The organism is Nitrospirota bacterium, assembly GCA_016207885.1.
Lineage (GTDB): Bacteria > Nitrospirota > Thermodesulfovibrionia > UBA6902 > UBA6902 > JACQZG01.
Window position 1 is genome coordinate 54,323 of record JACQZE010000023.1, and the last position, 20,011, is coordinate 74,333.

22 protein-coding genes are annotated in these 20,011 nt (G+C 45.8%); 2 read left to right on the forward strand and 20 right to left on the reverse strand.

Features of this window, described 5'->3' with window-relative positions:
- Positions 1-57: 57 nt before the first annotated feature.
- Entirely contained in the window at positions 58-2,799 is a 2,742-nt protein-coding gene (gene uvrA / locus HY807_10225) for an excinuclease ABC subunit UvrA (protein MBI4826776.1), read from the reverse strand.
- A gap of 150 nt (positions 2,800-2,949) precedes the next feature.
- Between uvrA and HY807_10230 the strand changes: the two genes are divergently transcribed.
- Positions 2,950-4,968, forward strand: a complete 2,019-nt coding sequence (locus HY807_10230; protein ID MBI4826777.1) for a UvrD-helicase domain-containing protein — start codon at positions 2,950-2,952, stop codon at positions 4,966-4,968.
- 11 nt (positions 4,969-4,979) lie between these two features.
- Here HY807_10230 and HY807_10235 read toward each other — a convergent pair whose 3' ends face one another.
- From HY807_10235 to HY807_10285, 11 genes are all read right to left on the reverse strand, one after another.
- A complete protein-coding gene (locus HY807_10235; protein MBI4826778.1) occupies positions 4,980-5,858 on the reverse strand; it encodes a hypothetical protein in 879 nt (292 codons plus the stop codon).
- 18 nt (positions 5,859-5,876) lie between these two features.
- Positions 5,877-6,050, reverse strand: a complete 174-nt coding sequence (locus tag HY807_10240) for a hypothetical protein (GenBank protein MBI4826779.1) — start codon at positions 6,048-6,050, stop codon at positions 5,877-5,879.
- Between the two features lie 127 nt (positions 6,051-6,177).
- Positions 6,178-6,735, reverse strand: a complete 558-nt coding sequence (locus HY807_10245; GenBank protein MBI4826780.1) for a hypothetical protein — start codon at positions 6,733-6,735, stop codon at positions 6,178-6,180.
- A complete protein-coding gene (locus tag HY807_10250; GenBank protein MBI4826781.1) occupies positions 6,735-7,070 on the reverse strand; it encodes a winged helix-turn-helix transcriptional regulator in 336 nt (111 codons plus the stop codon). Before HY807_10250 ends, HY807_10245 begins: the two co-directional genes overlap by 1 nt.
- Before the next feature lie 128 nt (positions 7,071-7,198).
- Complete coding sequence (locus HY807_10255; protein MBI4826782.1) at positions 7,199-7,507, reverse strand: type II toxin-antitoxin system RelE/ParE family toxin; 309 nt, start codon at positions 7,505-7,507, stop codon at positions 7,199-7,201.
- Positions 7,498-7,710, reverse strand: coding sequence for an addiction module protein (locus tag HY807_10260; protein ID MBI4826783.1), 213 nt, complete (start codon positions 7,708-7,710; stop codon positions 7,498-7,500). Before HY807_10260 ends, HY807_10255 begins: the two co-directional genes overlap by 10 nt.
- Before the next feature lie 181 nt (positions 7,711-7,891).
- Entirely contained in the window at positions 7,892-8,845 is a 954-nt protein-coding gene (gene rho, locus HY807_10265; GenBank protein MBI4826784.1) for a transcription termination factor Rho, read from the reverse strand.
- A 9-nt stretch (positions 8,846-8,854) separates the two neighbouring features.
- Entirely contained in the window at positions 8,855-10,780 is a 1,926-nt protein-coding gene (locus tag HY807_10270; GenBank protein MBI4826785.1) for a YgiQ family radical SAM protein, read from the reverse strand.
- A 248-nt stretch (positions 10,781-11,028) separates the two neighbouring features.
- Positions 11,029-11,352 carry a type II toxin-antitoxin system PemK/MazF family toxin gene (locus HY807_10275; protein MBI4826786.1) on the reverse strand — a complete coding sequence of 108 codons (324 nt, stop codon included), beginning with the start codon at positions 11,350-11,352 and terminating at the stop codon, positions 11,029-11,031.
- Positions 11,339-11,569, reverse strand: a complete 231-nt coding sequence (locus HY807_10280; protein ID MBI4826787.1) for an addiction module antitoxin — start codon at positions 11,567-11,569, stop codon at positions 11,339-11,341. Before HY807_10280 ends, HY807_10275 begins: the two co-directional genes overlap by 14 nt.
- A 250-nt stretch (positions 11,570-11,819) precedes the next feature.
- Positions 11,820-12,404 carry a peptidoglycan DD-metalloendopeptidase family protein gene (locus HY807_10285; GenBank protein ID MBI4826788.1) on the reverse strand — a complete coding sequence of 195 codons (585 nt, stop codon included), beginning with the start codon at positions 12,402-12,404 and terminating at the stop codon, positions 11,820-11,822.
- Between the two features lie 41 nt (positions 12,405-12,445).
- Between HY807_10285 and HY807_10290 the strand changes: the two genes are divergently transcribed.
- The gene (locus HY807_10290; protein ID MBI4826789.1) at positions 12,446-12,625 is read left to right on the forward strand and encodes a hypothetical protein; all 180 of its coding nucleotides are present in this window, start codon (positions 12,446-12,448) and stop codon (positions 12,623-12,625) included.
- A 20-nt stretch (positions 12,626-12,645) separates the two neighbouring features.
- Here the strand turns inward: HY807_10290 and HY807_10295 are convergent, their stop codons facing one another.
- The 8 genes from HY807_10295 to HY807_10330 are packed head-to-tail and all read right to left on the reverse strand — an operon-like array spanning position 12,646 to position 19,929.
- Entirely contained in the window at positions 12,646-13,386 is a 741-nt protein-coding gene (locus HY807_10295; GenBank protein ID MBI4826790.1) for a sulfite exporter TauE/SafE family protein, read from the reverse strand.
- The gene (locus HY807_10300) at positions 13,383-13,865 is read right to left on the reverse strand and encodes a MogA/MoaB family molybdenum cofactor biosynthesis protein (protein MBI4826791.1); all 483 of its coding nucleotides are present in this window, start codon (positions 13,863-13,865) and stop codon (positions 13,383-13,385) included. The genes HY807_10295 and HY807_10300 overlap by 4 nt, the downstream gene beginning before the upstream one ends.
- 6 nt (positions 13,866-13,871) lie before the next feature.
- Entirely contained in the window at positions 13,872-14,312 is a 441-nt protein-coding gene (locus HY807_10305; protein MBI4826792.1) for an MOSC domain-containing protein, read from the reverse strand.
- Positions 14,309-16,273 (reverse strand): methionine--tRNA ligase, encoded by a 1,965-nt coding sequence (gene metG / locus HY807_10310; protein MBI4826793.1) that lies wholly within the window; start codon positions 16,271-16,273, stop codon positions 14,309-14,311. Before metG ends, HY807_10305 begins: the two co-directional genes overlap by 4 nt.
- Complete coding sequence (locus tag HY807_10315) at positions 16,263-17,312, reverse strand: stage 0 sporulation protein (GenBank protein ID MBI4826794.1); 1,050 nt, start codon at positions 17,310-17,312, stop codon at positions 16,263-16,265. The genes metG and HY807_10315 overlap by 11 nt, the downstream gene beginning before the upstream one ends.
- A complete protein-coding gene (locus HY807_10320; GenBank protein ID MBI4826795.1) occupies positions 17,305-18,315 on the reverse strand; it encodes a DNA polymerase III subunit in 1,011 nt (336 codons plus the stop codon). Before HY807_10320 ends, HY807_10315 begins: the two co-directional genes overlap by 8 nt.
- A complete protein-coding gene (locus HY807_10325) occupies positions 18,297-18,929 on the reverse strand; it encodes a dTMP kinase (protein ID MBI4826796.1) in 633 nt (210 codons plus the stop codon). Before HY807_10325 ends, HY807_10320 begins: the two co-directional genes overlap by 19 nt.
- Entirely contained in the window at positions 18,916-19,929 is a 1,014-nt protein-coding gene (locus HY807_10330; GenBank protein ID MBI4826797.1) for a hypothetical protein, read from the reverse strand. Before HY807_10330 ends, HY807_10325 begins: the two co-directional genes overlap by 14 nt.
- Positions 19,930-20,011: the final 82 nt, after the last annotated feature.

Here is a 20,011-nt window from a genome sequence, read left to right on the forward strand (position 1 = left end):
ATAATCCCCCCTCGCCCCCCTTTGCCAAAGTGGGGTAATAAACCTCAAGGATTATAATCATTTGTGGTTTGTCCTCTTTAGATGTTCTTTCAGGTATCTGCCGGTATATGATTTTTTCTCTTTTGCAATATCCTCCGGCCTTCCTTCAGCAACTATATAACCGCCTTTCTCCCCGCCCTCAGGCCCAAGGTCGATTATCCAGTCAGCGCATTTAATTATATCAAGATTATGCTCGACTATGACCACGGTATTGCCTGCGCTGAGGAGGTGGTCGATAACTTTAAGGAGTTTTGTGATGTCCTCGGGATGAAGGCCTACAGTGGGCTCATCAAGTATATACAAGTGGTCTGTCATGCTTCCCGCCCCGAGCTCGGCGCATATCTTGAGTCGCTGTGATTCGCCTCCTGAGAGCGTTGTGACAGGCTGGCCAAGCCGCAGATAGCCGAGCCCGACCGAAGACATGAGCTCCAGTTTCTTCAGAAGCGACGGCACACGATTGAAGAACCTGACAGCCTCATCAACCGTGAGGTTCAGCGCCTCATGTATGTTTTTACCGTTATAGGTTATGTTCAATATCTCAGGACGGAACCTTTTGCCCTTGCACTCTTCGCAGGTTATATAGAGGTCCTCAAAAAAGTACATCTCAAGTTTCTGGTATCCCACGCCCATACACGCATCGCACCGCCCTTCCTCTGCATTGAACGAGAAGTGCCCCGGCCCGAAGCCGAGATTCTTCGCAGCCTGCTCATCGGCAAATATCTTTCTTATGTGATCGAACCCCTTTATATATGTGACCGGATTTGAACGCGGGCTCTTGCCTATGGGCTGCTGGTCTATTATCCTTACACCCTTCAGATGCTCGATGCCTTTGATGGACTCAAAAGGCTCAGGTGATTCAAAGCTCTCTTTAAATGCATTTGCAAGCGCTCTATATAATGTCCTGTCAATGAGAGTGCTCTTGCCTGAACCGGATACGCCTGTTACGCAGGTGAACCTCTGAAGCGGTATGCTGATATCGACATTCTTGAGGTTGTTGCCTGACGCATTCTTTATCGTAAGGAAATTGCCGCTGCTCATCCTCCTGCTCTTGGGCGCAGGTATGATGCCTGTCTCTTTGATATGCGTTGCGGTCAATGTGCCGCTCTTCATAAAGTCTTCCACTGTGCCTGAAAACATCAGCCTGCCGCCTTTCTCACCACCGCCGGGCCCAAGTTCAACTACCCAGTCAGAGGATTCTATGATCGACTGGTCATGCTCAACAGTGATGACGGTATTTCCTATTTCAGCAAGCTCTCTCAATATGTCGGCTATCTTCTTTACATCCCGTGCGTGAAGCCCGACTGTTGGTTCATCAAGCACATAGAGCGTGCCTGTGAGTTTTGATGCGAGCTGGTTTGCGAGGTTGATCCTCTGCGACTCTCCGCCTGAGAGCGTCTTGGTGAGCCGGTTGATGGTAAGATACTCCACGCCAACCCGTATAAGAAAGTCGAGCTTCTGCCTGATCTGCCTTAATATCTCACCTGTGACCTCTTCTTCATATTTTGAGAAAGTGAGGCCTGAGATAAATTCCCTCAGGTTCAGGATCGGCATATCAGATATCTGCGCGATATTGAGCCCGCCGATAGTAAAGGCAAGCGCCTCACGGCTCAGCTTGCTTCCGCCGCAGTTTGCGCATTGAACAGCCTCACGGTATCTTGTCAGAAAGACCCTTACATGGAGCTTGTATCTTTTATTCTCAAGCTCGTTGAAGAAATCATTGATACCGTAGAAGTCTTTACTGCCTTCAAAGATCAGGGCTTTTGATTCCTGCGGCAGATCTTTATAAGGTATATCAAGCCTGATGCCTGCTTTCTTCGCTTTCTTGGCAAACTGCTCATACCACCATATGTAAGACGGCTTGTTCCATGGGTCTATCGCGCCTTCTTCAAGTGATAGGTCTTTGTCAGGGATGATAGAGTCTTCGGAATACTCAAGCGTGTTGCCGAAGCCTTTACATTTGGGACATGCGCCTAACGGATGGTTGAATGAGAATAGCAGAGGCTGCGGCCGTGCCACTTCGATATCGCATTTATGGCATTTAAGAGCTGATGAATAGAGCAGGGTTATGTTCTCTTCCTCGCTCTTCACGATCACTATCTTTACATTACTGCTGCCGTGCTGCCATGCGGTCTCGATAGAATCAGAGAGCCGCGGCTCAGGTTTTATAATCAGCCGGTCAAGCACGATGTCGAGTGCAGAGTGTTTGGTATTAATTGAAGCGAGCTCTGATATTTCACCGTCTATCAATACACGATGAAATCCCTCTTTCTGAAGTTCCTGTACCGGACGCTTAGTACTGAAGATTATTAACGCCTTTTCTCCATTATATTTCTCAAGCAGCTCCTGCACAACTGAAGAGGGCGACCATGACTTAAGCCCATCCCCGCACACAGGGCAGTGAGGCTGCGCGATCTTTGAGAAGAGCAGCCGCAGGTAGTCGGAGATCTCTGTCATGGTTCCTACGGTGGAGCGGGAGGTCTTTACCGTGTTTCTCTGTTCAAGTGCGATCGCAGGCCTTATGTTCTGAATGCTGTCGACATCAGGCCTGTCTAACTTTTCAAGAAAGAGCCTTGCATAGGTGGACAGCGACTCGATAAAACGCCACTGGCCTTCTGCGAATATCGTATCGAACGCAAGGGATGATTTTCCCGAGCCTGATATGCCTGTGAACGTGATCAGCTTGTTGTGGGGCAGGGTGAGGCTGATATTCTTCAGGTTGTTCTGCCTCGTCCCTTTGATTATCAATTTATCCACTGACATTCGGATATTTTAGCAGTTAGGGAACGTAAAATCATTTTTCTGCACCGTGTGGCATAATATATCCCGGCTTTGGTTTTCTACTGGTAATTAGTTGCAAATCCGGAACCGCACTTATCACGCCTTTCAATCACAATAGGACACAATTAAACAATGGATAAATACATACGCTCTCTCAATCCCGCGCAGCATGAGGCGGTCACAACTACGGAAGGCCCGCTTCTTGTGCTCGCAGGCGCGGGTTCAGGAAAGACAAGGGTTATAACCGTCAGGGCGGCGTATCTTATTCATAAAGGTGTTCCTTCTGATTCTCTCATAGCTGTGACATTTACAAACAGGGCGGCGCGGGAGATGCGCGGGAGGATAACCTCTATCTTAAAGAAGAGTAAGAAGAAGGCGCCGATAGTTTCAACATTTCATTCCTTCTGCCTGCAGATCCTCAGAAAAGAGATGAAGCATGTCGGCCTGAGGAAGAACTTCACCATCTATGACACTTCAGAGCAGGCGAGTTTATTAAAGAACCTTCTCATAGATATCAGCTTGTATGACAAGCAGTTCAAGCCTGAGGTGATACTTGACAGGATAGGGAAGCTGAAGAACTCATTCACAGCTCCCGAGGATATGGACAGTTCGGGGCACGATCCGCTCTCGATCATAATGGCAAGGGTATATCCTGAATATCAGAAAACTCTAAGGGCGATGAATGCGGTTGACTTTGATGACCTGCTCCTTCTTGTGATAAAGCTCTTCAGAGAAGTTCCCGCAGTGCTTGAGGAGTACAGGGAGAAGTTCAGGTATATCATGGTTGATGAGTATCAGGATACGAACAGGGTGCAGTACACTCTGCTTAAGCAACTTGCAGGCAAGAGAAAGAACCTCTGCGTGGTGGGTGATGACGACCAGTCGGTATATTCATGGAGGGGCGCGAGCCTCGGCAATATCCTTGATTTCGAAGGTGACTTCAAAGGTACAAAGGTGATCCGGCTTGAGCAGAACTACCGCTCTATGGGGAATATACTGACAGTTGCAAACAGCGTCATCACTAACAACAGCCGGAGGATGGAGAAATCCCTCTGGACATCTGAGGGCACAGGCCCTGTGATAAAGATAATAAAGGCGCCTGACGGTGAAGGGGAGGCGCGGATCGTTGTGGGGAAGATACAGGAGCTCATGGAGACCAGAAAGCTTGATCACAAAGACTTTGCGGTCATATACAGGGCGAACGTCTTTTCAAGGCTCTTTGAAGAGGAGCTGCGCAGAAAGAAGATGCCGTACACTGTGGTAGGCGGAACGAGCTACTTTGACCGGAAGGAGGTGAAGGATCTCGCGTCCTACATGAAGATCATCCTTAACAAATATGACGATGTGAGCCTTCTGAGGATAGCCAATGTTCCGAGAAGGGGCATAGGCATTACATCTATAGGAAAGATGCACGACCATGCCGGAGCGCAGAAGATATCTCTCATGGATGCCTTCATCAACGCAAACGGTGTGGAAGAGGTCAATGCAAAGACCGCTGCCAATGCGGCTGCCCTGGCAGATATGCTCAAGCGCTACAGGACAGACTTTTCAAAAGGAAAGGATATGGCAAAACTGCTTGCCAGTTTTATAGATGAGATAGGGCTTCACGATCATATAAGAGGCTTCTACAAGACCGATGATGTGGTGGAGAAGCGCATAGATAATGTGACCGCATTCATTGAATCGCTCAAGTATTATGAAGAGAATGAAAAGTCGCCGTCACTTCAGGGATTCATAGAGACGCTCGCGCTGGATGACAAGCCTGAAAAAGAGAAAGAGAACAGCGGCGTCACCCTCGTATCGCTCCACTCTTCAAAAGGGCTCGAATTTCCTGTCGTCTTCATAGTCGGGGTTGAGCAGGATATGCTGCCGCACAGCAAATCGATTGATGAACCGGGCGGGCTTGAGGAGGAGCGGAGGCTGATGTATGTCGGCATCACAAGGGCGATGAAGGAGCTCTTTCTCACCTACACGGCATACAGAATAAAATACGGCACAAAGACCCTGAGCATGCCGTCCCAGTTCATCGCGGAGATGCCTGATAAGATTATCGAGCATATCGGGATTGAAGGTGAGGGTGAAGAGATGGATGCTGAGGAGATAGATATTAAGGCTGACTATGACAGGATTATGGGGATACTTAATGGGTGAGATGTAGGGGGTTAAAATGAGGCAGTTATTTTTCTTGCAATTCTTCTTTTCTTCGATAATTCGCCAGCAACTACAGAAGAAAGAATATTATTAAATTTATTAAAACTTTCTTCTGAAAGCATTATATTAGCTTCCTGACTAATATCTCTCAGTTCTGTTTCATGATTGCAATATTTAGAAAGAATGGCATTAAAAAGTAGTGGCCCACTTACTTTACGATCTTTAAAGATTGGTTCTTCAAATCGCATTTCTTTAATCTTTTCTATGTCAGATTTATTACGTTTGAATTGCTCTTGGTTATTATTCCATGTTTGCTCAAGACTTACTACCAATTTATTGTTCTCTTCTTTTAAAATAAGTAGTATGAATGGCGAGTTAGCATGCGAAGTTAAGCTTGTGCCTTCAAACTTGTCATAAAAATCTTTAAAATAGCCGTCGTTATAAAATGCTCCAGGCTCTTTTCTCTCCTCGCCACTACAAACTTCTCCGATATGGACTAACTGATTTTCTCTCAAGGTAAAAACATGATCAATATTGTTACACCATGCATTCCCCCCACACGAATCTGAACGTACAAATAAAAAGTTATCTTTCCAGCCCACTGTCTTTTTTAATTCAGCTGTTGCTGAATCAATATCTCTGTCAAAAATACACGTAGAGAGTTCGTATTTAGTTTTATCATGGGTAACATAAATATACAATTCGTTGTCTACATCGGATATATCCATGCCATCATATTTAATAAGATCAGCTGTTACCTCTACTTCTCCTGAAAGAATTTGATATGACTTAAGAACTGAATAGCTATTTGATATTGAATTACCGAATAAAGTGTTTTGAGGCAAAATCAAAATAGTAATAATTATGAATAAAATATTAATTGTTTTCATTGTCTTGTTGAGCGTTTCCTAAGATGCTTTTAAGATTGCGTGATGCTTGACGGATAATGACACAACTTTTTGCCCGCTTCGTTTTTCTTGTTTCTTCAGGTCAAGATATATTGCGTTTAAATCGTACTCGAATTTTGCCGCGTGTTCCTCACGCGCTTTTCTCGTTTCTTCTACTATCTTGTCTTTCCACATTTCATTTATCCCCCCATATCATAGGCATCAACGCACCGTATTTTCTGGATAAGATAATTATATGAGAGGGTTGAATAAAATACAACCATAAAATGTGAATGACTTCTATTGTAAAATCCCCGCCAGTCTACCGGCGAACAGGCTTGCTTGAGTTTTTAAGTATTTCAAGAAAGGACTTAATCTTCTCACCGTTGTTTTCAGTTTTAGCCCATCTTTTTATCTCTTTTATATCTATCTCTTGTGATGCAGCAACCATAACAGCCTGTTCAAGAGATTCTTTGTCATCCCAATGGATGTAGGCGGCTAACCTGTCTTTTACGCAGTCTGTCGGGGTTAGGATATTTATTGAACCTGCGTCAGATGAGATCGTGTTGAAGTTTTTAATTGGCTCGTTCCCTATCGCAACTGGCGGCGCCAGAAATTCCAGAAAGAATTTAGAGTCAGGATGGCGGTAGTACTTTTTCTTGTCATACATAAATCCTATTTCTTCCAGAGCGGATTTGATCTTTTTATTCGATTCATGGGTGATAAGATCCAGGTCGTATGACATGTATCGGTTTTCTGAATATATAGAGACGCAAGCTCCTCCGACAAGTACGGCGCATATATCATGGCTGGATAAATGAGCGCCGATCATTTCTGCTAATTCTTTGATCGTGATTTTCTTAAGATTGATCTTCTTCATTACAGGGGCTTGCCTGTTCTCCTCGGCCTTGTACGGCTTACTGGTTCGTAGTATTTCTCTTTTATATCTTTTGGAAGAAATTCATATGCCTTTTGTATTAATTGTTTTAATTCCTGCAAGAATGGGTATCTAGGGTTGAATTGAAAAATACGGGTGCTGCCTTCTTTAAAACTGACCAGAATGTTCGCCTTTTCCAGTTTTTGCAAAGTGGTCTGAAATCCGAACAGGGCTGTCCCGAAGTGGTCAGCCAGTTGCTTTGCGTAACATTTCTCACTAAGAAGGATGGTGAACAGTATCCGTTCTGTATTTTGATTTCCAAATAATATCTCAAGCATGATCTCAGCTCCTACCAATTATATTGGTTATAGTACCACAATAATTGGTAGCATGCAAGGTTTATATAGAATTCATAAGAACGCATCAATCAGCTACCGCATTTTTTGCGTTAGGATGGATTGCCTTGTCAGCTTCTCTTTTCCAATTTCTTACGAATCCATGCGGGAGTACGTCTCATATCCAAAACAGCGATAATTTTCACAATATGATTTTCTATTTCATAATAAATAGCAAAAGGGAATCGCTTTGACAGGGCTCGATGGAAACCAAATTGTTTGTTATGGATTCCTGCAAAAAATCTTAAAGACTCAATGTCAGAAATTAAATTATCAAAGAAGTAATCGCCAACTCCTTGTTCTTTTCTATCATAAAATAATCGCCCTTCTTCTAAGTCAAAAGCTGCTTCTTTTAAAACTAATACTTTTCTTATTTCCATTTATGTGTGCCGGCTTTTACATCTTCTAAAGAAATAAATTCCGCTTTGCCATTATCAATTTTATTTTTTCTTTCTTCAAGAATATTTTTATGCCATAATGGCGATTCTATTTCTTGCTCTTCATGGCATAGAAGGTCCCATAATTCTTCCATTGATTGTAAACGTTCTATGGTAGACATTTTTTTTATTTCATTAGTAATCATGATCTTCCCTCCATTTTTTGGATAAGATAATTATATGAGTATGTTGAATAAAAATACAACAACAAAATGAGAATGATTTTTATTGTAAAATCCCCCCTTGCCCCTGCTTAAGGCACCTACTGTTGGCCTTTGTTAAAGTGGGGATATTAAATATCTGATAGGCGAGGGCGGGGTGTTTTGTTCAACTAACCTTAAATGATTTTAAAAGCTCGCTGTTAGTCGGATATTTCTGAAGCATCTCTATCAGCTTTTCCATAGCGCTAACATTATTCATAGATGCCATACCCCTGTGCAATAATGTAAGGCGTCTGTACTCTTCCGGCTCAAAAAGAAGCTCGGCGCGCCGCGTGCCGCTCTTCGGCACATCGATCGCCGGGAAGACCCTCTTTTGCGCCAGTTCTTTTGAGAGCACCAGCTCCATATTGCCCGTGCCTTTGAACTCCTCAAATATAACAGTATCCATAGCGCTGCCTGTGTCGACCAGGATCGTCGCGATGATAGTTATAGAGCCCATACCCTCTACATTCCGGGCGGTGCCAAAGATACGGCGCGGAACCTCAAGCGCGCCTGCGCCCACTCCTCCGGACATCGTGCGCCCTCCGCCACGGTGCTGTGTGTTATGCACCCGTGCAAGACGTGTAAGTGAATCAAGCAGTATCATCACATCATGCCCTGCGGCAGCTTCCTTAAAAGCCTCTGCGATAACCTTATCGACGACCTTGATATGACTTTCATTGCTGTTATCCATGGACGAAGAATATACTTTGGCAGTCACGCTGCGCGTAAAATCAGTCACCTCTTCCGGCCGCTCATCAACAAGCACGCAATATACCTTCATCTCAGGATACCCGTTTGTTACAGCATTGCAGATACTCTTTAAGAATGTTGTTTTGCCTGACCCCGGCGATGATACGATGAGAGCGCGCTGGCCCATGCCTATAGGACAGATAAGATCAAGCGCGCGCACGGAAAGGTCATCACTTCCCTTCTCAAGGATAATGCGCGTATCAGGATTTATCGCCGTACCTTCGAGAAACTTCTTCTCATCTGATGAAACAACCCTGCGTGCCGGCACATTTGAACGCTGCTGCGGCCGTGACTGCCCGCGCCGTGAATTTGAACCATACGAACTCATATATACTCCTTAATTGGACTTTTTAAATTTTACTTTATTTACCTTTTTATATGTCTGCTTGCGCTTCCTGTCAGACAAACCCGTTTGCGTTTTCCATGCAGGTTTTCCGGCCCTCGGCCTGATTAAAGAGAGCGGCCCAAATCCCACCAGGTCCATGCGATCGGCTAATTGAAGGGCTTGGAGAATAATGTCATGATTTTCCGGCCTTCTGAATTGGAGCAGGGCCCGCTGCATCTTCCTCTCTTCATATGACCTGGGAATATATACTTTCTTCATACTGCGCGGATCCAGGCCCGTGAAAAACATACATGTTGAAAGTGTGCCGGGAGTGGGATAGAAATCCTGGACCTGCTCCGGGTTTATCCCCGCAGCTTTTAAATATTCAGCCAGTTTTATGGAGGACTTCAGGGTGCTTCCCGGGTGGCTTGACAATAGATACGGAACGAGATACTGTTCTTTTCCAAGGCGTTTATTGACCCGGGAAAATCTTTGGACAAAATTATCATACACTTTGCTGGAGGGCTTCCCCATTTTTTCCAATACGGCAGGGCAAATATGTTCCGGGGCGACCTTAAGCTGGCCGCTGATGTGATGACGGCAAAGGTCTTCAAAGAAACGCTCATCCTTATCTAACATGAGATAATCATATCGGATACCTGAGCGGATAAATACTTTTTTTATCCCGGGAATTTTCCGCAGTTTGCTCAGTAACATCAAATAATCGCTGTGGCTCACCTTTAAATTGCGGCAAGGCTCCGGAGTTAAACATTGTTTGTTTCGGCAGGCCCCATGCTTTTCCTGTTTATCACAGGCCTTATTTCGGAAATTAGCTGTGGGCCCGCCTACATCATGGATATATCCTTTAAAATCCTTATCGCGGGTAAAATTCTCAGCTTCCCCGATAATGGAAGCATCGCTTCGCCGCTGGATCACCCGGCCCTGATGAAAATTCAAAGCGCAGAAAGAACAGCCGCCAAAGCAGCCCCTATGGCTGACGATCCCGAATTTAACCTCCTCAATAGCAGCTACACCGCCTATATTTTCATACATGGGATGAGGGGCTCTTTCATAAGGAAGAGCATATATCTTATCCATCTCTTTTTCGCTCAGAGGCTTTGGGGGAGGATTCTGAATCAGCAGCCTGTCAGCATGCGGCTGTACTATAGTTTTTCCCCTGACGTAATCTTGCTCATTGCTCTCCATCATAAATGCACTGGCATATTTCCGCGGGTCTTGGCGCACCTCTTCAAAAGACTCTATAAGCACATATTTGTCATCATGTTCTTTATGCTCCAAAAATGCAGCCAGCTCTCCCTTACAATCATTTCTCCGGGGCGCAACGCAGGTGCCCCGCAGATTCAGCATATTTTTAATTGGCACGCCTTTCTTAAGAAGCCGGGCAATCTCCACAATAGGTGATTCCCCCATTCCGTAAACTAATATATCCGCTCCTGAGTGGATCAGGACTGAAGGCCTCACAAGATCATCCCAGTAATCGTAGTGGGCAAATCGTCTCAGAGAAGCTTCCACCCCTCCGATAATTATGGGGATCTGTCCAAATGCTTCCCTGATCTTGTGAGTATAGACAATAACTGCCCTATCGGGCCTTAAGCCGGCCTTGCCGCCCGGTGAGTATTGATCATTTTTCCTTACTTTCTTGGTAGTTGTGTAATGATTTACCATGGAGTCAATCACGCCGGAAGATATAAGCACCCCGAGTTCAGGCCTCCCCAGCTTTTTGAAATTCGCAATCACCTTCCAGTCAGGCTGAGCAATAATTCCGACCCTATATCCTTCACTTTCCAGAACCCGGGTGATGATCGCGTGTCCGAAACTGGGGTGATCCACATAGGCATCTCCGCTGATAAAGAGAAAATCCAGGGCATCCCACTCCCTCTTTCGCATATCGTCCCGGCTTACTGGTAAAAATGCCACTTAATTATTAACCCCTCTATTTCATGTTATGTCATGAACTATTTAGTATAACTATTCTGGAGAATGGAAACTTCTGAATGTTGCTTCAGAAATTGGCAAAATACGGAGAAACAAACTTACATCCCTCAAAAACGGTTGTCACTGTCTTCCCGGACAGAGGCGACAGGTATCTGAGCACAGGTTTGTTCGGGCCTCAGGTTTAGCGGGTTATAGCAGCGGCGCAATCTCTCTCAAATTCATACCTACTGTCAGTAAATATCCAGTTGGATCTTGATCGCCTCATTTATCCTGAGCATATCTTCTTCTGAAAGAAGACCCGCACGTTTAGACATTCGTAATTTGCTTACGGTTGCCAACTGATCGGCCATCGCCTTACTTTCTTTACCGTCAAATAAAACCATTGCCTCACTTGGATAAAGACGATCTGTCTTGCTGGTTAGAGGAACAACCTGAACTCGATTAAGGAATTTGTTTGATGCATTGTTACTGACGATCACTGCGGGACGTTTTTTCCTGATCTCGCCTCCAACAGAAGGATCGAAATTAACCCACCAGACCTCACCTCTTTTCATGTGCCGTATCCTTAAAAGATATCTCTGCCCAATCCAGAGCTTCCGCTTCCCGTTTCTTGTCTTTTGACATTTGGGAGTATGCAGATTCCAGGTTTTGGCGAATTACATGCGGGCGAACCAATCCTTCAACAAATTTGCTGATCTTGCCGGGGCCGATGGTCTTATGAAGCCCTTTATAAACTTCTTCATCTACGGTTATGGTCAATTTCTTTTGCATCGAAGTTCTCCTTTCTTATACGTATAGTATACGTGCGATAAAGGATAAGTCAATAAGTAGAACTATGCTTCAATGAACTCACATCTTGAATTGGTGTTTATGTTGATGGTGTTCAACTTTTCGCGGATACTCTTTTTTGCTTTTTCCCAATCCGTAAATGTTTCTTTCCCTTCTGATACCAATCCTTCACGCTGCAAAAGAATGTCATTATGCCATGAAGGGGATGGTACATTTCTAAAGTTGGGAATAATTACACTAACCTGTATCTATCAATAACCTGAAGCGGGTCGATGAGGGTTATCTTATTCGGATCGCTTATATCCTTCCAGTCAATGGCATCGTATGAAATTTCCGCGGACGCGGGGAAACCTATTGATATATGCAGGTGAGGACGCATGCCTGATTTGGATTCCTTTATGCCTACCACTTTTGCGATAACATCACCTGCCTCAACAGCCTTTCCGATACGAATATCATCTTCAGGCATGGTGTGTCCATAGATGGTGCAAAACTCACTCTTGTTATCTGCGCTCGAATGCTTAACGATTATTGACTTGCCGATGAAGTCATCAATGACAGCAGCGACTACTCCGTCATAAAGAACCGGGACCTTCATGCCTTCGGCAATGTTATGTATTCTCTCCTGACTGTCTGTATAAGCGCAGAGATCGATCCCCTCATGCGAGGCATTGCGCGTACCGCTGCCCCACCATTTAGCGGATGAGTTAAATAGCATCCCCGGATAGAGGAGCCACTCCCTGAAGCCGTCTTCAGGCAATAAATTCTTTTTGATGAAGTAATCCGTGAACTCTGTTTTGTTCAGTTTGATTCCCATGATATACTAATTATCATACAGAAAAAACCACGGAGGAATATATGAAGATTGAACTTGAAGGCACGCTGTTGAGGATGACACCTGAGACTGACAGGGAGAAGAAGGAGCTTAACCAGTTGTGGACGATAATAATTGATTGCGCAAATACCAACAAAAAGCTCGTTCCGGTCGGTGAGTATCTGCCGGGAGTGAAGGAAGTCGCCACTTTTAATATAGAGTAGTTTGTTTACAGCGGCGGCTTTCAGTGTTTGATCATCTCATCAAGCCCGAAATCAGGCACAGCGCCGAGAAGCAGATAGAGCCTGTCAGAGAGAAGAAGTATGCCGAATGATATCAGGAGTAGCCCGCTCAGGATCATTATGACCTTCATATATTTCTGTATCGCGCTGAAGTGGCTGATGAAGTAGCTCATTGCAAGCGAAGTCGCGAGAAACGGTATGGCGAGTCCGAGCGAATAGACGACCAGCAATTTGAAGCCGTACATGACAGAGCCTGAAGTTCCTGCCACAAGAAGTATTGAGCCGAGGATGGGGCCGATGCAAGGCGTCCATCCGGCGCCGAATGTGAGTCCGACTACTACTGAACCAATATATCCGCGCGGCTTGTGCTTCAGGTGCACGCGGTGGTCAGCGGAAAGGAAGTTGAGCTTTATAACGCCCATTACATATAGGCCGAAAAAGATTATGATAACTCCGCCCACTATCCTTATCTGATCATAATAGTACGCAAGGTATTTGCCCAGAAATGAAGAAGATATGCCGAGCAGGACGAATACGGCTGAGAAGCCCAGGATAAAGGCGGATGAATTTATAAGGGTGACAAGCCTGATGTGTTTGGCATGCGCTTTGTCGCCTGCCTTGAAATCCTCAAAAGATATGCCGGTTATATAAGAGACATAAGAAGGTATCAGCGGCAGAACGCATGGAGAGAGGAAGGAGAGTATCCCGCCGAGAAATGCTCCAAGATAACTGATATTGCTCATCTCGCGCACTCCGCTTTGCTGCCTTTAATCTTTTCGATAGCATGAGGCAGCACATTGATTATTACCGCCAGGTTCTCCTGAACAGCTTTGGGACTGCCCGGCAGGTTTATGATAAGCGTCTTCTTCCTCACGCCTGCAACCGCCCTTGAGAGCATTGAATAAGGCGTCTTTTTGAGCCCTTCAAAGCGCATCGCCTCAGCGATGCCGGGTATCTCCTGATCGATTACCTCGCGTGTTGCTTCGGGTGTGACATCGCGCGGCGACAGCCCTGTCCCTCCTGTAGTAAGGATGAGGTCAGCCTTTCTGCACAGAGATATGAGCTTCTTCTTTATCAGCGCCTTTTCATCAGGCAGGATGTCGTAACTTATGATCTCCGCATCTATCTTCTTCATCATCTTTTCAATCGTCGGCCCGCTCGTGTCCTCTCTCTTCCCTTTTGAGCCTTTATCGCTTAATGTCATGATCGCAACCTTTATCATTAATCTCTAACCCTTGACTACTATCTTATCGCCCTTCTTTATCTTCCCGCCCTTTAATACCTTTACAAAGATGCCCTCTTTCGGCATTACGCAGTCTCCTGCCTGATAATAGATCGCGCATTTATTATGGCACTCTTTACCTATCTGAGTCACTTCTGCCTCTGCCTCTTCGCCGATCGTCATCTTTGTGCCTATGGGAAGGGAAGGGAGGTCTATACCCTCTGTTGTAATGTTCTCTGCGAAATCTCCGGCTACGACCTTCAGCCCTTTTTCCTGCATCTTTTTAATGCTCTCAAGAGCAAGCAGGCTCACCTGCCTGTGCCACTTATCTGACGCATGTCCGTCAGATTCGATCCCGAAATTCTCTATTAAGAGCGCCTCGTCAACAGGTTTTTTTCTGACGCCTTTTTTTGCGCTTATGTTTATTGAAACAACTTTGGCGCTCACTTGATCTTCGCTCCTTCTTTCACATTCTTTTCAGGCATCAGTATGGACAATACCCCGTCGCTGTCTGTTGCCGCAAGGAGCATCCCGTTAGATTCAACGCCCATGAGCTTTGCGGGCTTCAAATTCGTTATAACAACGATCTTCTTCCCGATGAGGTCTTCAGGCGCGTAAACCTGACCGATACCGGCAACCACCTGTCTCTGCTCGCCTGTGTCTATCTGAAGTTTAATAAGTTTATTTGATTTTGGAACGCGCTCTGCCTCGAGCACCTTGCCGATCTTGAGCTGCACCCTTGCAAAATCTTCTATGGAGATAAGGTTATCGGTTTCAAATCCCCCCTGACCCCCCTTTGTAAAAGGGGGACTGAGGGGGATTTTCTCATTTTCACTTTGCATCTTCTTCACCTCTATCCTCGGAAATAACTGCTCACCTTTAGAAACTTTTATCTCATATACCGGCTTCCAATCCCATGTGAAAATGTTTTTATCGTTTGCCTCTTCTGTTAATGACTTCAATCCTAACTGCTTCCACATCTTCCCTGATGTCTCTGGCATGAATGGATAGAGCGAGAGGGCGGAGAGCCTCAGCGCGTTCCAGAGATTGAACATGACATCTTTAAGCTGAGCCTGATCATCTTTTGCAAGCTTCCACGGTTCTGTCTGCGCGATATGATTGTTTGCAGACCGGATGATCTCCCAAATGGAATCAAGTATGTGGTTGAATCTAAGCTGTGACCAGCCTTGTATATCGTGATGAACTGAATGATTCGCATTTATGCAATGTTCAAGAAAATCGCCTGATGAACCGCTCTGTTTTTCTATCGTTCCGTTAAAGAACTTCTCAGCCATCGTCATGAATCTGCTCAGGAGATTTCCGAGGTCGTTTGCAAGTTCTGTATTGATGCGGTTTATCAATGCGTCTTCTGAATAATTCCCATCCAATCCAAACGGCACTTCTCTGAAGAGAAAATACCTGAAGGCATCCACGCCGTACTTTTCAACCAGCTTATTCGGATCAACGACATTGCCGACAGACTTTGACATCTTCTTTCCTTCGACCGTCCACCACCCATGCGCGAAGATATTTTCAGGCAGCGGATATTCAAGCGCCATGAGCATCGTTGACCAGTAGACCGCATGGGTTGTGAGGATGTCTTTGCCCACAAGGTGATGGCTTGCAGGCCACCATTCACCCCCCCTTAGCCCCCCCTTATCAAGGGTGGGATTTAAAGGCGCAAGATATTTTGTAGCTGAATAATAATTCAGAAGCGCGTCAAACCAGACGTATGTCACGAACTCTTTATCAAATGGAAGCGGTATGCCCCATGCCAGCCTTGACTTGGGCCTTGAGATGCAGAGGTCTCCGAGGTCGTTATTATTGAGAAAGCCTAACACCTCATTCCTGCGCGTCTCAGGCAGAATATAAGAGGGGTTCTCTCCAATATATTGGATCAGCCTCGCCTGATATTTAGACATTAAAAAGAAATAGTTCTCTTCCTGTATCTCCTCCACCGGCCGTCCGCAGTCAGGGCAGTTCCCGTCGACAATATCTTTTTCAGTCCAGAACCTCTCATCAGGAGTGCAGTACCAGCCTGAGTAAGACCTTTTAACTATCTCGCCTTTATCAAAGAGCAACTGAAGCGCCTGCTGAACTATCTCAATATGTCCTGCATCAGTCGTCCTTATGAAATTGTCATTTGAGATATTAAGGGTTTTCCATAGAGACTTGAAGTTCTCTACCATTATGTCGGCATGTGCTTTTGCGGTCAGACCTTTTGCAGCAGCAGCCTGCTCCACCTTCTGGCCGTGCTCGTCTGTTCCTGTGATGAAAAATACATCATCGCCCTTAAGCCGGTAGAATCTTGCGAGGATATCAGCGGCTACGGTTGTATACGCATGCCCGATATGCGGGACATCATTTACATAATATATCGGGGTTGTAATGTATCTCTTAATTCCCATCTTGTTTCGGGCCTGCCTGGTTCGGGCTGCTTCCGCCTTTATTTTCCTTGTGCTTTTTCTTCCAGAACCTTCTGCGTTTATTCGAGGAGCTGCCCGGCCTCTTCGGCCTGTCGTCGGTTTTTTGGACCGGGGGCTTGCCCTGCAGTGAATTTTCACCTGATCCTTCAGCAATGACAGGAGCAGCAGGCTCCTCTTTTTCAGGTGTCAACGATGCTGATGGAATATCCGCCCCTACTATCTCCTGTACGGGATATATCTCATACGGCGGTTCAACTTCATTATTATTTATGGTTTCAATGGCAGCCGTCCTTCCGCTGCCTCTGCTTTTTCTCCCTGCAGGAGAGGAGGAACGTGCCTTTTTCTTATCAGGATCCTCTACTTCATAATTGAGGCAGCACATCAGCCTTCCGCATATTCCCGAAAGTTTTCCCTGATTGATGGAGAGCTCCTGTTTTTTTGCCATTCTTATTGAGATAGGCTCGAAGTGCGTGAGAAACCTGCTGCAGCATGTTTCGCCGCCGCATACACCTATTCCTCCGATGAGCTTAACCTCGTCACGCACACCTATCTGTCTCATCTCAATGCGTGTCTTGAATTTTGCCGCAAGGTCTCTGACAAGGTCCCGGAAATCCACGCGGCTGTCGGCTGTGAAATAGAATATGAGTTTTTTTCTGTCTAATGTAGACTCTGTTGTGACGACCTTCATGTCGAGACGGAGTTCATGTGCCTTGCCTGCGCAGAACATCTTTGCCTCATGTTCAAATTCGCGGTTCCCTTCATCGGTCCTGAAATCATTCTCAACAGCTATCCGCAGGACTTTTTTGAGAGGTTCTTTTGTCTTCTCAATTATCTCTTTCGGCTTTATTATCGTTCCGAGGCTCAGGCCTATGTCAGATTCTGCAACCACGCGCGTGCCGACCTCTGCATCGATGTTGTTCATCTCAAGTATCGATGTTTTATTGCCGGTCTTGAACCTGACGTGGACAACGGTGGTGGTATTGTTATCTTCAACCTTCTCTGTTTCGATTGTTTCAGGCATTCATCCTCCCGAGAGTTTTTTTAATAAGCATGCTGGTGTGATAAACAGTGATGGGTATATTCAGATTGAAGTTCAGCAGCCCTTTTATCTCATCCAGTTTGTGCGACAACTTAATTATATCCTTTAATAATGCTTTTTTTGAGAGTTTTGCTATCTCATCAGCTTTATCTTTATTGATTAGCAGGTCTTTTCTGCCTGTCGCGTTAAAGACTGCGATATCCCTGAGCCAGAGCTGGCACCAGTCAAACCACTCCTGCATCTCATCCCTATTCTCCCAAATCTCCTTTTCAGGATTTTGAAGCATCATTAGAAATTCTCCAAAGAGCGAGTCACGCTGTTTGACCAGGTCTTCATTGAGCGCGTATCCAAGCCTTCCGCCTGACAGCGCGCTTATGAGCAGCAGTTGCTCTTCATCTGAAACCTTGCTTCTCTTTGCGAGCAGCTCTCCCATCTTTAAGATCGGGAGCGGCGAGAAGATTATATTCTGGCATCTTGAACGGATCGTCTTGAGTATCATCTCAGGCCTTGATGTTATAAGGATTAAGAGGCTCATTGAGGAAGGCTGTTCAAGCGTCTCAAGAAAGGCGTTGGCAGCCGATGTGTTGAGCGTCTCGGCATTATCTATTATAACCACCTTCCATCTGCCTTCAAACGGTTTGAAAGAGAGAGATTCCTGTATCCTTCTTATGGAGCCGATCTTTATCTGTCCGCTGTCTTCTTCGTTCCCTATTATGGTTACGTCTGTGTGTATGCCTTTGTCGATCCTTACGCAGGACGGGCATTTATCGCAGGAATCGATCCCGGATTCGGACGCTCCCTCCTTGCCAAGCGGGGGATGGGGGTGTGTGCAGTTAAGCGCCTTTGCGAAATTTATCGCGGTAAGCTTCTTTCCGATGCCTTCCTCGCCTTTAAAGAGCATGGCATGGGGAACGCGGTCTTTTGCAATAACACCTTTGAGTATATTAATGGCGTTGCTCTGCCCGATTATGTCTTTGAAGGCCATATCTTTTCTACGATCTCTATTATTTTCATGGTGATATCTTCCTTCCCTGCGGACGCGTCGATGACCCTTACCCTTGCAGGATCGTCTTCAGCTATCTCGAGATAGCCGCTCCGCACGCGGTTATGAAACTCTATCGCCTCAAGTTCAAACCTGTCCTCTTTCTGCGCCTGCCTGTTCCTTCTCAGCCCCTCTTCAGCATCTATGTCCAGCAGGAATGTCAGAGACGGTTTTGAATGCCGCACCACCATCTCATTTAAAGGATTGATGATATTAAGATCCACTCCGCGCGCAAATCCCTGGTATGCTACTGTGGAGTCGGCAAACCTGTCCGTGATCACGAAGGAGCCTCTTTCAAGCGCAGGCTCGATAACTTCCCTGATATGCTGCGCCCTGTCTGCGTAATAAAGAAGGAGTTCGGTGAGTGGGTCCATATGGTTTTCAGGCTCAAGCAGAAGCTCCCTTATCTTCTTTCCTATCCTTGTTCCGCCCGGTTCGGCTGTTAAAATAACATCATAACCTTTCTTTCTCAGATATTCCGCCAGAAGCGAGGCCTGCGTGCTTTTGCCCGAGCCTTCAGTGCCCTCAAATGAGATGAACCTCTTACTTGCCGGCATATCTTTCCTTTAAACCTTTCAGCAGTGTGAATGCCTTTATGGCGTCAACAGGCATGAGCGAGCCTGTGCCGCAGGAAGGTGTGAGTATGACCTGATTTCTCAGCTTCTCCCTTGAGATCCCTGCCTCTTCAAGAGATGTAAGCCCTCTTTCAAGCTGTTCATTCAATATCCGGATATCCACATTTTTGATATCATCTGTCGTAGGGACGATACCCCATGCGATATAGCCGTTATTGTCTATGAAGTTCTTCATCTCTTCAGGATAGATGCTCAATGTGTTCCAGAAGAAGTAAGCGTCAAAGTTGAATACGTCGAGCCCGGTTGCCAGAGCCAGCGTCCAGTCAGCCTTTCCGCAGCAGTGTATCCCGGCGGCAGCGCCGCAATCCTGAATATGTTTTATTGTCCCCTTAAGAAGCCTGAGCGCCTCTTCAGTGCTTACTCCCATATAAGATGATGAGCCGAGAGCTGAAAGTATCGGTTCATCAATGAAGAAGAGCACCTTTTCACAATACGGCTTGAGCATATCTATCTGCCAGCTTATCTTGCCCTTAAGGAATTCAAACGCAAGCTCTCTCATCTCTTCGTCAAAATAGATAGGCCTCTTATTGTTGTCTGTCAGCCCTAACATGAATGTGAGCGGGCCGGTGGCGTGGCCTTTGACCGACCTGTATTTTTTGCCTCTTTCCTTGAGTATGTCGACAAATGCGTATAGGCCGGCAGCGTATTCCCTTGAGGTCGGGAAGCCGGCATTGCTTGCGATATCCTCATAGAATTTCGTCAGCGCTTTTTCGTCAGCCTTTCCGACATAGATATGTTCGCCCTCTATCTTTACAAAGGGGAAACCTTCGGAATATTGAGGCACCATGAGCTCGAGAAAGCTTCTGTGCGGGAGCTGCGGCCAGAAAGGGATATCCACATGGCTGAGGATTATATTACACGCCTCAACTGGGTCTGTATGGGGTAGGCTTCCGATGCCGGTTGTGCTGAAACTCTGGAACATAGCTATTAATCATACGCTATAGGGGGAGTAACTTTCAAACTGACGGTGCGGCTTAATATGTCGAAATTATATGGTTCTTTCT

What these genes read in the sequence shown, in the direction of transcription:
- HY807_10245 (MBI4826780.1), bottom strand. Translation starts at nt 6,735, where the DNA reads ATGAAGAAGATCAATCTTAAGAAAATCACGATCAAAGAATTAGCAGAA.
- rho (MBI4826784.1), bottom strand. Translation starts at nt 8,845, where the DNA reads ATGAGTTCGTATGGTTCAAATTCACGGCGCGGGCAGTCACGGCCGCAG.
- HY807_10280 (MBI4826787.1), bottom strand. Translation starts at nt 11,569, where the DNA reads ATGCAAAAGAAATTGACCATAACCGTAGATGAAGAAGTTTATAAAGGG.
- HY807_10290 (MBI4826789.1), top strand. Translation starts at nt 12,446, where the DNA reads ATGAAGATTGAACTTGAAGGCACGCTGTTGAGGATGACACCTGAGACT.
- metG (MBI4826793.1), bottom strand. Translation starts at nt 16,273, where the DNA reads ATGGGAATTAAGAGATACATTACAACCCCGATATATTATGTAAATGAT.
- HY807_10300 (MBI4826791.1), bottom strand. Translation starts at nt 13,865, where the DNA reads ATGATAAAGGTTGCGATCATGACATTAAGCGATAAAGGCTCAAAAGGG.
- HY807_10230 (MBI4826777.1), top strand. Translation starts at nt 2,950, where the DNA reads ATGGATAAATACATACGCTCTCTCAATCCCGCGCAGCATGAGGCGGTC.
- HY807_10260 (MBI4826783.1), bottom strand. Translation starts at nt 7,710, where the DNA reads ATGATTACTAATGAAATAAAAAAAATGTCTACCATAGAACGTTTACAA.
- HY807_10320 (MBI4826795.1), bottom strand. Translation starts at nt 18,315, where the DNA reads ATGGCCTTCAAAGACATAATCGGGCAGAGCAACGCCATTAATATACTC.
- HY807_10315 (MBI4826794.1), bottom strand. Translation starts at nt 17,312, where the DNA reads ATGCCTGAAACAATCGAAACAGAGAAGGTTGAAGATAACAATACCACC.
- HY807_10275 (MBI4826786.1), bottom strand. Translation starts at nt 11,352, where the DNA reads ATGAAAAGAGGTGAGGTCTGGTGGGTTAATTTCGATCCTTCTGTTGGA.
- HY807_10250 (MBI4826781.1), bottom strand. Translation starts at nt 7,070, where the DNA reads ATGCTTGAGATATTATTTGGAAATCAAAATACAGAACGGATACTGTTC.
- HY807_10295 (MBI4826790.1), bottom strand. Translation starts at nt 13,386, where the DNA reads ATGAGCAATATCAGTTATCTTGGAGCATTTCTCGGCGGGATACTCTCC.
- HY807_10285 (MBI4826788.1), bottom strand. Translation starts at nt 12,404, where the DNA reads ATGGGAATCAAACTGAACAAAACAGAGTTCACGGATTACTTCATCAAA.
- uvrA (MBI4826776.1), bottom strand. Translation starts at nt 2,799, where the DNA reads ATGTCAGTGGATAAATTGATAATCAAAGGGACGAGGCAGAACAACCTG.
- HY807_10235 (MBI4826778.1), bottom strand. Translation starts at nt 5,858, where the DNA reads ATGAAAACAATTAATATTTTATTCATAATTATTACTATTTTGATTTTG.
- HY807_10325 (MBI4826796.1), bottom strand. Translation starts at nt 18,929, where the DNA reads ATGCCGGCAAGTAAGAGGTTCATCTCATTTGAGGGCACTGAAGGCTCG.
- HY807_10255 (MBI4826782.1), bottom strand. Translation starts at nt 7,507, where the DNA reads ATGGAAATAAGAAAAGTATTAGTTTTAAAAGAAGCAGCTTTTGACTTA.
- HY807_10240 (MBI4826779.1), bottom strand. Translation starts at nt 6,050, where the DNA reads ATGTGGAAAGACAAGATAGTAGAAGAAACGAGAAAAGCGCGTGAGGAA.
- HY807_10330 (MBI4826797.1), bottom strand. Translation starts at nt 19,929, where the DNA reads ATGTTCCAGAGTTTCAGCACAACCGGCATCGGAAGCCTACCCCATACA.